12 protein-coding genes are annotated in these 14336 nt (G+C 74.1%); 8 read left to right on the plus strand and 4 right to left on the minus strand.

What is annotated here, in order from left to right; all coding sequences use genetic code 11:
• Window positions 1-45 precede the first annotated feature (45 nt).
• Window positions 46-1029, plus strand: coding sequence for a UDP-N-acetylglucosamine 4,6-dehydratase (inverting) (pseB, locus tag QSK26_RS03275; protein ID WP_285773415.1), 984 nt, complete (start codon window positions 46-48; stop codon window positions 1027-1029).
• Window positions 1029-2153 carry a DegT/DnrJ/EryC1/StrS family aminotransferase gene (locus tag QSK26_RS03280; RefSeq protein WP_285773416.1) on the plus strand — a complete coding sequence of 375 codons (1125 nt, stop codon included), beginning with the start codon at window positions 1029-1031 and terminating at the stop codon, window positions 2151-2153. Before pseB ends, QSK26_RS03280 begins: the two co-directional genes overlap by 1 nt.
• Window positions 2154-2288: 135 nt before the next feature.
• Here the strand turns inward: QSK26_RS03280 and QSK26_RS03285 are convergent, their stop codons facing one another.
• The 4 genes from QSK26_RS03285 to QSK26_RS03300 all read right to left on the minus strand — a co-directional run bounded on the left by QSK26_RS03285 (window position 2289) and on the right by QSK26_RS03300 (window position 8407).
• Window positions 2289-3266, minus strand: coding sequence for a class I SAM-dependent methyltransferase (locus QSK26_RS03285; RefSeq protein WP_285773417.1), 978 nt, complete (start codon window positions 3264-3266; stop codon window positions 2289-2291).
• A complete protein-coding gene (locus QSK26_RS03290; RefSeq protein ID WP_285773418.1) occupies window positions 3263-5254 on the minus strand; it encodes a glycosyltransferase family 2 protein in 1992 nt (663 codons plus the stop codon). The genes QSK26_RS03285 and QSK26_RS03290 overlap by 4 nt, the downstream gene beginning before the upstream one ends.
• A 13-nt stretch (window positions 5255-5267) precedes the next feature.
• A complete protein-coding gene (locus tag QSK26_RS03295) occupies window positions 5268-7115 on the minus strand; it encodes a hypothetical protein (protein ID WP_285773419.1) in 1848 nt (615 codons plus the stop codon).
• Window positions 7116-7567: 452 nt separating this feature from the next.
• Window positions 7568-8407 carry a hypothetical protein gene (locus tag QSK26_RS03300; RefSeq protein ID WP_285773420.1) on the minus strand — a complete coding sequence of 280 codons (840 nt, stop codon included), beginning with the start codon at window positions 8405-8407 and terminating at the stop codon, window positions 7568-7570.
• A gap of 252 nt (window positions 8408-8659) precedes the next feature.
• Here QSK26_RS03300 and QSK26_RS03305 point away from each other — a divergent pair, with 252 nt between their 5' ends.
• The 6 genes from QSK26_RS03305 (at window position 8660) to QSK26_RS03330 (ending at window position 14295) form a co-directional block, all read left to right on the plus strand.
• A complete protein-coding gene (locus tag QSK26_RS03305) occupies window positions 8660-8914 on the plus strand; it encodes an acyl carrier protein (protein WP_285773421.1) in 255 nt (84 codons plus the stop codon).
• Window positions 8895-9647 carry an SDR family NAD(P)-dependent oxidoreductase gene (locus QSK26_RS03310; protein ID WP_285773422.1) on the plus strand — a complete coding sequence of 251 codons (753 nt, stop codon included), beginning with the start codon at window positions 8895-8897 and terminating at the stop codon, window positions 9645-9647. Before QSK26_RS03305 ends, QSK26_RS03310 begins: the two co-directional genes overlap by 20 nt.
• 97 nt (window positions 9648-9744) lie before the next feature.
• Entirely contained in the window at window positions 9745-11091 is a 1347-nt protein-coding gene (locus tag QSK26_RS03315; RefSeq protein WP_285773423.1) for an AMP-binding protein, read from the plus strand.
• A 125-nt stretch (window positions 11092-11216) separates the two neighbouring features.
• Window positions 11217-12251 carry a LuxE/PaaK family acyltransferase gene (locus tag QSK26_RS03320; protein WP_285773424.1) on the plus strand — a complete coding sequence of 345 codons (1035 nt, stop codon included), beginning with the start codon at window positions 11217-11219 and terminating at the stop codon, window positions 12249-12251.
• On the plus strand, window positions 12248-13474 hold the full coding sequence (locus QSK26_RS03325) for an acyl-CoA reductase (RefSeq protein ID WP_285773425.1): 1227 nt from the start codon (window positions 12248-12250) through the stop codon (window positions 13472-13474). The genes QSK26_RS03320 and QSK26_RS03325 overlap by 4 nt, the downstream gene beginning before the upstream one ends.
• A gap of 140 nt (window positions 13475-13614) precedes the next feature.
• A complete protein-coding gene (locus QSK26_RS03330) occupies window positions 13615-14295 on the plus strand; it encodes a polysaccharide deacetylase family protein (RefSeq protein ID WP_285773426.1) in 681 nt (226 codons plus the stop codon).
• Window positions 14296-14336 lie beyond the last annotated feature (41 nt).

The raw sequence follows: 14336 nt of genomic DNA on the forward strand, positions 1-14336 counted from the left end.
CGGTAGCGCTATGCTACCGGCGCAGTCCAGTCACAGGGAGAACCGTTGAGCGTATTGACCGGATCGTCGATTCTCATCACCGGCGGCACCGGCTCCTTCGGCAGGGCGTTCGTCCGGCACGTCCTGCGGCACGAAGACCCGCGCCGGGTGGTGGTCTTCTCCCGCGACGAGCTGAAGCAGTACGAGGCCCGCCGGCTCTTCGGGGCCGACGAGCGGCTGCGCTGGTTCATCGGCGACGTGCGGGACCGCGACCGGCTGACCCGGGCGATGCACGGGATCGACCACGTGGTGCACGCCGCCGCGCTGAAGCAGGTGGACACCGCCGAGTACAACCCGTTCGAATACGTGTGCACCAACGTCTCCGGCTCGCAGAACGTCGTGGACGCGGCGATCGACGCGGGTGTGCACCGGGTCGTCGCCCTCTCCACGGACAAGGCGTCCAGCCCGATCAACCTGTACGGCGCGACGAAGCTCGTCGCCGACAAGCTCTTCGTCTCGGCCAACCACTACGCGGCCGGCCGGCCCACCAGGTTCGCCGTCGTCCGCTACGGCAACGTCATGGGCAGCCGGGGTTCGGTGGTGCCGCTCTTCCTCCGGCTGGCCGGCGAGGGCGGGAGCATCCCGATCACCGACAAGCGGATGACCCGGTTCTGGATCACGCTGGACCAGGCGGTCCGCTTCGTCGTCGACTCCTTCGACCTCATGAAGGGCGGCGAGCTCTACGTCCCGCGCATCCCCAGCATGCGGATCATCGACCTGGCCGAGGCGCTCGCCCCCGACTGCCCCATCTACGAGATCGGGGTGCGGCCGGGCGAGAAGCTGCACGAGGAGATGATCGCCCCGGACGACGGCCGCCGCACCCTGCGCCTCGCCGACCGCTACGTCGTCCAGCCGGCCATCGCCACCTGGGGGTACACCCCGCCGACCGACGGCGAGCGGCTGCCCGAAGGCTTCTCCTACCGCTCCGACAGCAACGAGTCCTGGCTGTCGGCCGACGAACTGCGCGGCATACTCGCCGTGGAGGACTGATGCTGCCCTACGGCAGGCAGTCGGTGACCGAGGAGGACGTCGAGGCGGTCGCCGCCGTGCTGCGCGGCGACTGGCTGACGACCGGGCCGGCCGTGGCCGCCTTCGAGGAGGAGCTGGCGCTGTGGACCGGCGGGGTGCCGTGCGTCAGCGTCACCTCCGGCACGGCGGCCCTGCACGTCGCCTACTCCGCCGCCGGGATCGGGCCGGGGGACGAGGTGGTCACCTCGCCGATCACGTTCGTGGCGACGGCGTCCACCGCGCACCTGCTGGGCGCCCGGGTGGTCTTCGCCGACGTGGAGCCGGACACCGCCAACCTCGACCCGGCCGCCGCGCGGGCGGCAATGACCTCGCGCACCCGGGCGGTGACCGCGGTGGACTACGCGGGCCACCCCGCGGAGTACGACGAGCTGCGCGCGGTGGCGGACGCCGCCGGCGCGGTGCTCGTCGCGGACGCAGCGCACTCCATCGGGTCCGCCTACCGGGGCCGCCCGGTCGGCTCACTCGCCGACCTGACGACGTTCTCCTTCTTCCCCACCAAGACGGTGACCACGGCCGAGGGCGGCGCGGTCGCCGTGCCCGACCCGGCGCGGCGGGCGCGGGCCGCGGCGTTCCGCAACCACGGCCTGGTGCGCGACCCGGCGCGGCAGCGCGAACCCGGCCACGGCGGCTGGCACCAGGAGGTGCACGAGTTCGGGCTGAACTACCGGCTGCCCGACGTGCTGTGCGCGCTCGGGGTCAGCCAGCTCCGCCGCCTCGCCGCCTTCCGCAGCCGCCGCGCCGCCCTGGCCGCCCGCTACGGCACCCTGCTGTCCGGCCTCCCCGGCCTGAGCCTCCCGGTACGGCGGGCGCACGCCGACCCGGCCTGGCACCTCTACCCGGTCCGGGTGCACGACGGTCGCAGGCGCGAGGTCTACGACCGGCTGCGCGCGGCCGGCATCGGCGTCCAGGTCAACTACGTCCCCGCCTACTGGCACCCGGCCTTCGAGGATCTCGGCTACCGGCGCGGCATGTGCCCCGGCGCGGAGTCCTACTACGCCGAGCAGCTCTCGCTGCCGCTCTTCCCCGGTCTCACCGAGGCCCAGCAGGACCACGTCGCCGAGTCCCTCGCCACCGTCCTGCGCTGAAGGGGAGGCGTTGTGGGCGGGCGTTGAGGGCGGGCAAGGCGATGCCACCGGCGCGGTCCCGGTGGCATCGTGACGGGTTCGATCGTGATGGGCTCGATCGGGGCGGTCCGATCGGGCGGTCCGATCGGGGCGGGTTCAGCGGCGGCGCAGCCTGCGCAGCGCGTTCGGCACGAGTTTCCTGGCCAGGCGGTGGCGCCAGGACTTCTTCCGCTTCCCCCTGCCCGCCTTTCCCTTGGCCCGGCGCGACTTGGCGGAGCGCGTGCTCGTCCACGCGGGGGCCTTCACCGGGGCGGGCGCCGGCGTACCCTCCTGGGGGCTGTCCGGCGCGGCCTCCTGCGCGGCCTCCGGTGCGACCTCGGGCAGCGGCAGCGTCTGGCCGGGCGCGGCGGCGTCGGCGGGGTCGCGGTCCAGGCGGATGACCCGCCGACCGGCCACGGTCTCCTCGGCGACGGTCCACTCGTCCGGCCGCTCGGCCAGCCAGGCGACCAGCTCGTCCTGGATCGGGCCGGGGTCGCCCCAGGTGCCGTAGAACTTCCCCGGGCTCAGGCAGACCGGCCGCAGCCCGCCCGCCGAGAACGCCTCCCAGACCGCGGCGGCCACGCCCGGCGTGCGCCGGCAGCGGTAGCCGTCCACGGCGACGACGCCGCCCTCGACGAGCAGTTCCCGGGCCGCCGCGAGGTCGGCGCTGATCTCGGCGTGCAGGTGCGAGGCGTCCAGGTGCACGAACCTGCACGAACCAGGCTTCACATGGAAGGCCACCGACGCGGACGGTCCGTGCACGACCTCGGGCAGCGTGCTGTGGTAGGCGAGGTAGTTGATCTCGAAGGCGTCCCGGTCCGGGGCCGGGGACAGCTCTGTCACCTCGCGCCGGTTGTCCTCGCCCGGCGCCGGGGAGCCGAAGAGGTCGCAGACGGTGAACACGTCGCCCTCACGGAGGTGGCGGCCCAGCACGATGGCGCTCCTGCCGAGATGCACCCCGATTTCGAGCAGGTCGCCGGGCGTGTGGCGGCGCGCCTGGTAGCTGAGCAGCCACTCGAACACGCGCATGTCGGTCTCGGTGAACGAGCCGGGGACGCTGTCCAGCGTCCACGGAGACGCGGGCAGTGCAGTCAACGGATCTCGGTCCTTTCTCGCAGTAGGAAGTGACACTGGCTGGACCTGGTCACGACGAACCGCCGCTGCCCCGAGGTCCCTTCGAGGTGAGCCGCCGCGTCGAGGGCCAGCGGCGTGCCCCGGCCGTCCGCGCGCCGCAGCGCGAGCCGCCAGCCGGAGCCGGCGAGCGGGGCGACGGAGTGCAACGGGAGGATCGCGGAGAACCGCGTCCCGCCGTCCGCCCGTTCCGTCCTGTCCGTCCTGGCGGGGAAGGACAGCACGCGTTCCTCGTCGTCCTCGCTGATCAGGCTGATCTCGGCGGTCCCCGGCGTGGCCCCGCGCGCCCGGCCGGACGCCCACCCCGACGCCCATCCGGAGGCCCATCCGGACACCGCGAGCCCGCCCGGCCCGAACGCCCGGTCGGTGACGGCCGCCCTCGCCTGCCGTACCCGGATCCGGAAGCGGCGGCCTGGACCGGCGGACGGGATGATCCACAGGCCGTCGCCCGCCCGCAGCGGACCGCGGCAGAAGACCCGGTCGCCCACCGGGGCGGCCAGCCGGCCGGTGATCCGCAGGCCCCGCACGGCCACCTCGGCGCAGAGCTGCCACAGCCCCTCCCGCCACTCGCCGCCCGGCCCGGTCAGCACCCTGGTCAGATCGGCCTCGAACGCGAACCCCTGCCCGTGCGGCCGGAACGCCACCGCTCCCGGCCCCGCGGCGAAGGCGCGCCCCGGGCGCGGCACCCGGCAGGCCGCCACGAGCAGCGCCGCGTCGTCCCCGCCCTCCCGCAGCACCAGGCTCAGCGTGCCGCCGGCCAGGTCGGCGGGCCGGACGCCGGGCACCCGGATCCGGCCGCGCGCGGTCAGCCGCCGGTCCCGCCAGCCGAGCCGGTCGATCTCGCCGGCCACCTCCAGCTCCGCGGTGACGTCATGGCAGTCACCGGTCAGCCGCCGGTCGCCGCGCAGCGGGTAGTCGGCGTACCAGCGCCGCACCAGCGTCCCGCGCGGACGCACCAGCACGACCGGCTCGGCCCGTTCGTACGCGAGCACGGAGGCGATCTCCGGGATCATCCGCCGGTGCAGCAGCCGCAGCTTCAGCCGGGTGAGCGCGGCGACCTCCCGCCAGGTGCGCCGGTCCACGCCGTCCAGGTAGCGGCAGGCGAGGTCGAGCAGCGGCGCCCGGTCCGCCGCGCCGAGCAGCGTCATCGCCTCGACCGCCACCGGCAGGTCGCGTTCCATGGACTCCTTGTCCAGCAGCGGCTTCAGCTCGGGCGCGCGCACGGCGAGGAAGGAGGCGGTCTGCTGGATCGAGATCAACCGGTCGCGCAGGTTGGCCGGTTCCAGCCGGCGCTGGGTGATCGACGCGCCGCCCGCGCCGTCGCGCTCCCGCCAGTGGTAGACCACGTCGGACAGCACGTCCACCGACCGGGCGAGGACGTGCGCCGGGATGGTCACCGGCTGGTCCTCGTACAGCCGGGCGGGGAAGGCGATCCGGTGCAGGTCCCAGAAGTCGCGCCGGTAGACCTTGTTCCAGGCCATCCGGTCGCGGACCAGGCCGGTGTGCTCGCGGACGTGGGTGCCCAGGATCGTCACGGCGAACGTGTCCCGGTGGGTGAAGGACCCGCGCGGCCGGCCGTCCACGATCCGCCGTACGTTCCCGCAGGCCAGGTCGGAGCCGGTGGCCTCCAGCGAGGCGACCAGGCGCTCGTAGGCGTGCGGCGGCACGAGGTCGTCGCTGTCGGCGAAGGCGAGGTAGCGCCCGGTCGCCCGGGCCACGCCCGCGTTGCGCGCCGGTCCGAGCCCCTGGTTGCGCTGGGTCAGCAGGACGATCCTGGGATCGGCGGCCAGGTGACCGGCGACGATGTCCGCGCTGCCGTCGGCCGATCCGTCGTCCACGCAGACGATCTCCAGATCCGTGAGGGTCTGGGCGGTGATCGAGGCCAGGCAGGCGTCCACGTACCGTTCCACGTTGTGGAAGGGGACGACGACGGAGAGCAGCGGGCGCGGCATCAGTGCTCCCCCCTCAGCCGCGCAGCGCCTTGAGCAGCCGCGCCGCCATGCCGGGCGGGCGGGACATCCCCTGCACCACCCGCTTGCCGAAGCTACGGCGCAGCGCCCGCAGCCGCCTGCGGGTGTTCCTCAACTTGATCTTGGCCCTGCGCAGCTCGCGCTCCCTGGCGGTGAGCTTGACCTCCAGCCGGTCGATCCGCGCCTGCGCGTCGGCGAGCGTCTCGCTCAACCGGTCCCGTACGGCGAGCAGTCGCCGGTAGCTCTCCGGCGAAGCCTGCCGGCCGGGCGCGGCGGCGCCGAGAGTGGCGCGGATCTCCTCCTCCAGCGCGACGGCCCGCTCCAGGTGGTCCCGGTCGAGGGTGAGGCCGCAGAAGGAGAGCAGGGTGGCGGTCAGCCGTTCGGGGTCCGCGGACCACGGCCACGGGTGGTGGCCGCCGGAGCGGAGCAGGGCGACGGCGAAGCGGCGCATGACCCGGGTGAGCGCGACCTCCAGCGGCACCGGCTCGGCCAGCGCCCAGCTCGGGTCGAGCAACTGGAGCCGCTCGCCGTCCCAGACGACGTTGTCGGCGGTGGCGAAGACCAGCTCTCCCGGCAGCATCCCGTCCTGCGAGCGCGCGGCCAGCCAGCCGCCGAGCTGCCGCAGCACCTGCCTGATGGTCTGCACGTCGTCGTAGGCGCAGGCGGTCAGCAGCACCTCGGCCAGCACCCTGCCCTCGGGCACGGCGCCGGAGAGCATCGCGGGGTCGCGGCGCACCCGGTCCAGCGCGACCGGCGCCGCGTCACCGGGCACGTGCCGGGTCCACCGGCCCCGCCCGTCCCTGCGCAGCTCCTGCACCAGGGTCCACGGCGGGCCGCACACGTCGTCCTCGGCCAGCCCGAGCGGCAGCTCCCCGCGCCCGGCCGCAGCAACCTCGCCGCCCCCGGCCACAGGAAGTTGCTCGCCCTTCACCGCGGGAACCTGCTCGCCCTCCACCGCATAAGCCTGCTCGCCCATCACCGCGCGAACCTGCTCGCCCTCCACCGCAAGAGCCTGCTCGCCCTTCGCCGCGGGAACCTGCTCGCCCTCCGCCGCCTGAGCCTGCTCGTTCTGCGCCGGAGGAACCTCGCCGCCCTCCGCCGCCGGGACGCGGCGGGCCACCGTCACCCAGGAGGGCGCCAGCCGGGCGGCGAGCCCGCGGCGGAACGCCTTCCTGGCGAGCTGCACCGGGTCGGCCACCACGGACCTGCCGTCGTGGTCGCGCGCGCACGCCGGCACCGTCACCGCGTCCGGCAGCGGGCGGCCCTCGTGCAGCAGGGCGTCGATCGCGAACAGCGCCCGCGGCGCCTCCGCCGTCGGGAAGGCCGCGTAGCAGGCGCCGGCGGTGAGCCCGTACGACTCCAGCGCGCCGATCAGCCGCTCGTGGCCGCCGGGCCGGGTCTCGTCGAAGCCGCCGGGGAACCAGTCGCCGTCGGCCCGCGCGTGCGGGCGGGCGTCGGCGAGCGTCTGCACGCCCAGCTCGTTGCGGGTGGCGATGACCACCGTGCCGCCGGGCGCGACCAGGGCGGCCACCTCGGCGAGGGTGTCCCGCCACGGATGCTCGGCGGACTCGGCCGAGTGCACCCGCTCGAACCCGTCGAGCGCGAGCACCACGTCGAACGGCTCCATCCCGGCGAGCTTGGTGAACTGCCCGCAGTAGACGGCGAACCCGGCCCGCCCGGCGTGCCGCTCCCCGAGACGGCGGGCGTCCGGGAACGACCGCAGCGCCACCGCGACCGACCGGGCCCGCCCGACGAGCCAGTCCACGAAGTCATCCGGGTGCGGCCCCAGCAGCAACACCCGGCCGGGCGCCGGGCTCGCCCGCCGCACCAGCTCGCGCAGCACCTCCCCACAGCCGGCACCGGGAACCCCCCGCGCACCGGAATCCCGGGAGACACCCACCCCCGCCACGCAAACAGCCGCCCCATCGACCACCCCACCGGCCACGCTTCCGGCCGGGTCTCCGGCCGGATCTCCGGCCACGTGTCCGGGCGGGTCTCCGATCGGGTCGGCGCCCGCCGCGTCGGAGCCCGTCGGCGCGAGGCCCGCCGGCGCAGATCCCGCCGTCGCGGGGCCTGCCGGGCCGGGGATGACGGGGGCGGCGGGAGCGGGGCTCGCGACGCCCCTCGTCGCAGGGTCTGCCGTCGCGGGGTCCGCCGGGGCAAGGGTGGCGGGGTCGCTTGTGGCGGGGTCGGGGGCGGGAGACGGGATGACGGGGATGTCGGACCAGAGGAGCATTTCGCCGCCCACGAGGTGGACGTTGGGCGGGATCGTCTCGGCGGCGTCATCGGCGGCGTTCACGCGGCGACCCCCCTCGCCCAGCCCAGCAGCAGGCGCAGCTCGTCGGGACCGGCCAGGTGCTCGAAGCCCAGCTCGGCGTCGGCGATCTCCCGCGCGGTCCGCCGGTCCACGTCGGGGCCGTGCAGCTCCGGCCACAGCCGGGTCCGCCGCCCGGCGCCGCCGTACTCGGGGCGCTCGTCGGCGAGGACCATCGGATCGCCGTAGACGGCGACGTCACAGCCGAGGGAGGCGCCGTAGAAGACCGCGCTGCCCAGGCGGTTGGACGCGACCCGGCGGTGGCGGCGCAGCTCGGCCGCCTGGTTGCGGAGGAAGTGCGCGCCGCGGGCGTCCCAGCGGCTCCCCCGGTCGCCGTGGCAGATCACCCGGAAACCGGCCGTCTCGTACTGGTGCCGGATCTCCGGCTCGCGGTACTCCAGCCAGTACAGGCACACGGTCACCGGCCCCCGCTCCACCTCGCGGATCTCCTCCACGAGGCGGGCGTGGTCACCCCGGACCGCGGCCTTCTCCCAGCCGTGGAAGGGGTACCAGATCGTCCCCGTCCGCTCGTCCTCCGGGACGTAGCCGAGGTCGGGCTCCATCGTGAGAAGGTAGGCCCACGGGGAGCCGATGACGTAGTGGCCGCGCCGTCCCATCGACCAGCCGCGCCTGCGCAGCACGTCGGACCAGACGAACCGCGGATAGCCCGGCGTGCACCAGCGGTCGTTCGGCGGGAACCCGTGCAGGTAGTTCCACCCGTGCTGCACGAACCCCTGAACGCGCGGCACCTCGCCGGACTCCACCCCGCAGTAGCGGGCGAGGATCCGCGAATGCCCGTACCAGTGGTTGGACTCGTCCATCACACCCCCTCAGCACCCCCTGAGCGACACCACGACGGCCCGTGGCGGCTCCTCGGCACGACCTAAGCACGGCTTCCGGGAGGCGCGCGGCGGCCTATACGCTTCCATTACCTTGGTCCATCACGATGCGTGATCATCCGGTCGCGACAGGTAACACTAACCCACCGGTCCCGTCAGACGGCGGATGCGGGAGACCTGTCGACACGAGAGGACTACACTCCGTTGTTATCCCTACACATATGGTGAGGCGACATGGATGATCTGGACCGCCTGCGCGCCGTCTTCAGGAGCACGCTCGACCTGGCCCCCGACGCCCCCGACGCCGACGTCGACGGCCTTGAGTACCGCGCGATCCCGCAGTGGGACTCCCTCGCCCACATGTCCCTGGTGGCCGCGATCGAGGACGAGTTCGACATCATGATCGACACCGATGACGTGCTCGATCTGAGCTCCTTCGCCAAGGCCGTCACGCTCCTGGACAAGCACGGTGTCGTCACCGCAGGCTGAGCCACGCGTCACCCTGGTCACCGGGTCGACCAGGGGCATCGGCCACGCGATCGCCCGCACGCTCGCCCGCGCCGGGCACCCCGTCGTCCTGCACGGGCGCACCGAGGGCCCGGTGGCCGCCGCCGCGGCGGCGCTCGCGGCGGAGACCGGAGCCAAGATCGCCGCCGTGCACGGCGACGTCGCCGATCTCGCCGCCGTGGCCGCCATGATGCGCGAGGTGCACCGGCTGCACCGGCGGCTGGACGGACTGGTGGTCAACGCGGGCATCCACGACGCCGGGCCGCTCGGCATGATGAGCGGGCCGGCGGTCGCCCGGCTGTTCCAGGTCAACGCCGTCGGCGCCACGCACACGCTGCAGGAGGCGGTCCGGCTGCTGCGCCGCGGCGTCGCGCCTTCGGTCGTGCTGGTCTCCTCGGTCATGGGCACCAAGGGCTCCCCCGGCCAGGCCGTCTACGGCGCGACCAAGGCGGCGGTGGCCGGTCTCACCCGGGCCGCGGCCAAGGAGCTCGGTCCGGCCGGCATCCGGGTCAACGCCGTGGCGCCGGGCTTCGTGCGGACCGCCATGCTGGCCTCCCTCGACGACGCCGCCGCGCGGGAGCGGGTCCGCGCGACCCCGCTCGGCCGGCTCGCCGAGCCGGAGGACGTCGCCTCCGTCGTGTCCTTCCTACTGTCCGACTCCGCCCGGTTCGTCACCGGCCAGGTGATCGGCGTGGACGGCGGGGTGGTCCTGTGACGGCGCTCGGACCACAGCAGGGCCGTCCTGTGACGGCGCTCGGACCACAGCGGGGCGGTCCCGTGACGGTGGCCGGCGTGCTCGGTGAGGTGATCCGGTGACGGCGCTCCCCCATCCCTCCGCGCGGCTGGTCGACGGCCCCACCGGCACCGAGCTGGCCGGGCCGCGGCTCGTCGGCGAGATCGCCGCCGCCGCCGAGCGGCTGACCGCCCAGCCTCCCGGGCTGATGCTCACCACGATGCCCACCCGCACCCAGGCGGTGATCCGCTACCTCGCGGCCCTCGCCTCAGGCCGGCCGGTCGCGCTGCTCGACCCCGGCCTGCCCGCCGACTTCCTGCTCGACCTGGTGGCCCGGTTCACCCCCGCCGTCGTCGCCGGCCCGCCCGCCGCGCTCGCGCCGCCGTACGGCTACCGCGCCGACGGCGACTCCTGGGTGTGTCCCGGCGCGCCGCAGCCCCACCACCAGCTCGCCGTCCTGCTCACCACCTCCGGCTCCACCGGCAACCCCAAACTGGTACGGCTGTCGCGGTCCGCGGTCTTCACCAACGCGCGCACCGTCGCCCGCGCCCTGCGCCTGGCCCCCGGTGACCTGTGGCCCACCACCCTCCCCCTGCACTACACCTACGGGCTGACCACGCTCAACTGCCACCTGGCGGCCGGGGCCGGCGTCCTCGTCACCGAGCACGGGCTGCTGGACCGGCCGTTCTGGTCCCTGACCGAGTCCTTCGGCGCCACGGTGCTCGCCACCGTGCCGTACCACTTCGAGATGCTGCGCCGGCTGCGGTTCGACCCGTCGGCGCACCCCAAGCTGCGCATGATCACCCAGGCGGGCGGGCGGCTGCGCGGCGAGCTGGTCACCGAGTTCGGCCGGCGGATGTCCGAGGCGGGCGGCGGCCTGGTGAAGATGTACGGGATGACCGAGGCGCCGCGGATCAGCATGCTGCCCGCGGAGCGGCTCGCCGACAAGCCCACCTCGGTCGGGCCGGCCATCTCGGGCGGCGCCCTGTCGATCGACAACGGCGAGGTCGTCTACCGGGGGCCCAACGTGATGATGGGCTACGCCGAGCACGCCGCCGACCTGATGCGCGGCGACGACCTCGGCGGCATGGTGCGCACCGGCGACCTCGGCCACCTGGACGACGAGGGCTTCCTCTACATCGACGGCCGGCTGCGGCGCATCGGCAAGGTCTTCGGCGTCCGGGTCAACCTCGACGACCTGGAGTGGCTGCTGCCCGGTCACGGGCCGGTGGCCGCGGTCGCCGGCGACGACCGGGTGGTCGTGTGGGTGGAGGAGGCGGGTGCCGCCGCCCGCCGGGAGGTCGCCAAGGAGCTGGGCGCCCGCCTCGGGCTGCACTGGAGCGGGTTCGACGTGCGCGCGGTGGACCGGCTGCCGCTGCTCGGCACCGGCAAGGTCGACTACCGAACCCTGGAGGAGCGCACGTGAGCGAGCCCGTCACCCCCGTGTCCAGCATGCCGTCCGCGCCTGCGTCCGCGGCTGTATCCGCATCTGTGTCCGCATCTGTGTCCGCATCTGTGTCCGCTGCGGCGTCCGCGCCTGTGTTCACGTCGGTGTTCACGCTGCGGCAGCGGGAGAAGGAGGCGCGGCTGCTGCCCGCCCTGGCCGCGCTCACCGAGCACCACCGGCGCGCCTGCCCGCCTTACCGTCGGGTGCTCGACGCGATCGGCGCGGCGCCGCCGTGGGACAGGGTGGCCGACCTGCCGTGGCTGCCGGTCCGGCTGTTCAAGACGCACGAGCTGAAGAGCGTCCCCGACGACCGGGTCTTCCGGGTGCTCACCTCCAGCGGCACCACCGGGCAGCGGCCGAGCCGGATCTTCCTCGACCGCGAGGCGGCCGCCGCGCAGCCCCGGGCGCTCGCCGCGACCCTGCGCCAGGTGCTCGGCCCGGCGCGGCTGCCGATGCTGATCGTGGACAGCCGCTCGGTGACCAGGCGCCCGACGCTGAGCGCGCGCGGCGCGGGCGTCCTCGGCATGATGAGCTTCGGCCGCGATCACGCCTTCGCGCTGGACGAGCGGGGCGAGCTCGACCTCGGCGCGGTGCGCGGGTTCCTGGACCGGCACGGCGGCCGGCCGTACCTCGTCTTCGGGTTCACCTACATGGTCTGGCTGCACCTTTTCGAGCCGGCCCGGCGGCACGGGCTGGACCTGTCGTCCGGGGTGCTGATCCACTCGGGCGGATGGAAACGACTGGCCGAGCGGGCGGTGGGCAGCGGGGAGTTCCGGCGGCGGCTCGCCGAGGAGACCGGGCTGCGCCGGACGCACGACTTCTACGGCATGGTGGAGCAGATCGGCACGGTCTTCCTGGAAGGCCCCGACGGCGGATCGCTCTACTGCCCCGACTTCGCCGACGTGGTGATCCGCGACCCGGGCACCTGGCAGGAGGCGCCGACCGGCACCCCCGGCCTGATCGAGGTGGTGAGCACGCTGCCCACCTCCTATCCGGGGCACGTGCTGCTCACCGAGGATCTCGGCGTGGTGCACGGCGTGGACGACGGCGTGTGGCCGGGGAAACGCTTCTCGGTGCTCGGCAGGCTGGCCCGCGCCGAGGCACGCGGCTGCGGCGACACGTACGGGCGGGCGGCATGATCGTGCACTCGCGGTTCCCCGAGGGCCGGGCCGGTCTGTCCGTGGGCGCGCTGGTCGACGAGGCCGCGGCCGAGCCTCCCGGCGGGCCGCTGGCCGTCGGCGACGAGCGGATCCGCGGCTTCCTCGAAGCGGTCGCCCGGCGGCTGGTCGCCGTCGAGGTCGCCCGCGCCCATCCCGAACTGGCCGCGCTCGGCTTCTTCCTGCGCCGGGCCGAGATCTCCCGCGCTTTGGACCGGCTGTCCCCCGCCGACGGGCTGCGGATGCCGCGCGGCCTCGTCTTCCACATCCCGCCCGCCAACGTGGACACCGTCTTCGTCTACTCCTGGGCGCTGTCCGCCCTGGCCGGCAACCACAACGTCGTACGGCTGTCGCCGCGCGCCGGAGGGGCGGCCATGGCCGTGCTCGGCATCATGCTGGACGCGCTGGCCGACACCCACCCGGCGGTGGCCGCCTCTCAGCGGATCATCTCCTACGACCGGTCCGACGAGGTGACCGCGCGGCTGTCCCGGGCCTGCGACCTGCGGGTGACGTGGGGCGGCGACGCGGCCGTGCACGACCTGCGGCGGCATCCGCTGGCCGCGCACGCCCGTGACCTGATCTTCCCGGACCGGTCGTCGTTCTGCGCCATCGCCGCCGCCGCGTGGCTGGCCGCCCCGGGCGAGACCCGCGAGCGCGCCGTGGAGGGCTTCGTGAACGACGCCTACTGGTTCGACCAGGCCGCCTGCGCCTCCCCGCGGGCCGTCTTCTGGGTCGGCCCGGCGGACGCCGCCCGCGCGGCCCGCGCCGACTTCACCGCCAGGCTCGCCGACCGGGTCGCCGACCGCCGGCCGATCGACCCGGCGATGGCCGTGGAGAAGCGCGTCGCCGCGTACGGCCTGGCGGCGGACGGCCTCGCCGACAAGATCACCTTCCATGGCAACGCGCTCGCCGAGATCGACCTGACCGGCCCGGCCGCCCTGCCCCGGCGCTGGATGGGCGCGGGCACCTTCGCGCACACCCGCATCGACACCCTGGACGACCTGCGCGCCGTGGTCCACCGCAAGGACCAGACCATGACGCACTTCGGCTTCGGCCAGGCCGACCTGCACGCCCTGGCGCACGCGCTGGCCGGGCGCGGCCTGGACCGGATGGTGCCGATCGGCTCCGCCCTCACCTTCAACGGCGTCTGGGACGGCGTCCACCTGCTGACCGAGTTCACCCGGCTGGTAACGATCACTGGATGAGCACACCGTTTCGCCCGATACCAAGGAGGAATGCCGCCGTGCCGGGAAGGTCCGGGGTGGTATAGCGTTCGGCTGGTTTTCACCGGCTGAAGGGCGGATGTGCGATGTGGCGAGGGGTTCGTGCTGTTCTGGGGATCGCGGTGGCGGCGACCCTGGCGTCCACCGTGGCGGCGCCGCCGAGCGCGTCCGCCGCGGCGGGCAAGGCGGCGGCCGTGAACTGCAAGAAGGTCAAGTGCATCGCGCTGACCTTCGACGACGGCCCCTCGCCGTACACCGGCGCGCTGCTCGACACGCTGCGCAGCAACAAGGTCAAGGTGACGTTCTTCGTCGTCGGCCGACAGGTGGAGAAGCGGCCCTCGGTGGTGCGCCGGATGGTCCGCGAAGGGCATGAGGTCGGCAACCACACCTGGGACCACACCCGGCTGACCGACGCGCTGGACGGGGAGATCGTCTCGGAGCTGTCCAGCACCCAGGAGGCCGTGCACGAGGCGGCGGGGATCCGGCCCAAGCTGATGCGCCCGCCGTTCGGCGCGACGGACCAGCGGGTGCGGGCGGCGGTGCAGACGGCCGGGCTGCCGCTGGTGCTGTGGACCGGCAGCACCCGGGACTGGGAGCTGCGGAACACGAAGGCGATCACCCGGAAGGCGCTCAGCCTGGTCCGGCCCAACGGGGTGATCCTCATGCACGACATCGTCCCCGAGACGGTCAAGGCGATGCCGGGCATCCTGTCCGAGCTGCGGAAACGGGACTACCACGTGGTCACGGTGTCGTCAGTGCTGGGAGACAGGAAACTGGAGGCCGGCGAGCAGTATCCATCGTGACTTCTGGGGCGCATGTTACGGAATTCACAGGAAGTGGCGAT

Origin of the sequence: Microtetraspora sp. NBRC 13810, from assembly GCF_030268685.1 — a bacterium.
Classification (GTDB): Bacteria; Actinomycetota; Actinomycetes; order Streptosporangiales; family Streptosporangiaceae; genus BSRQ01.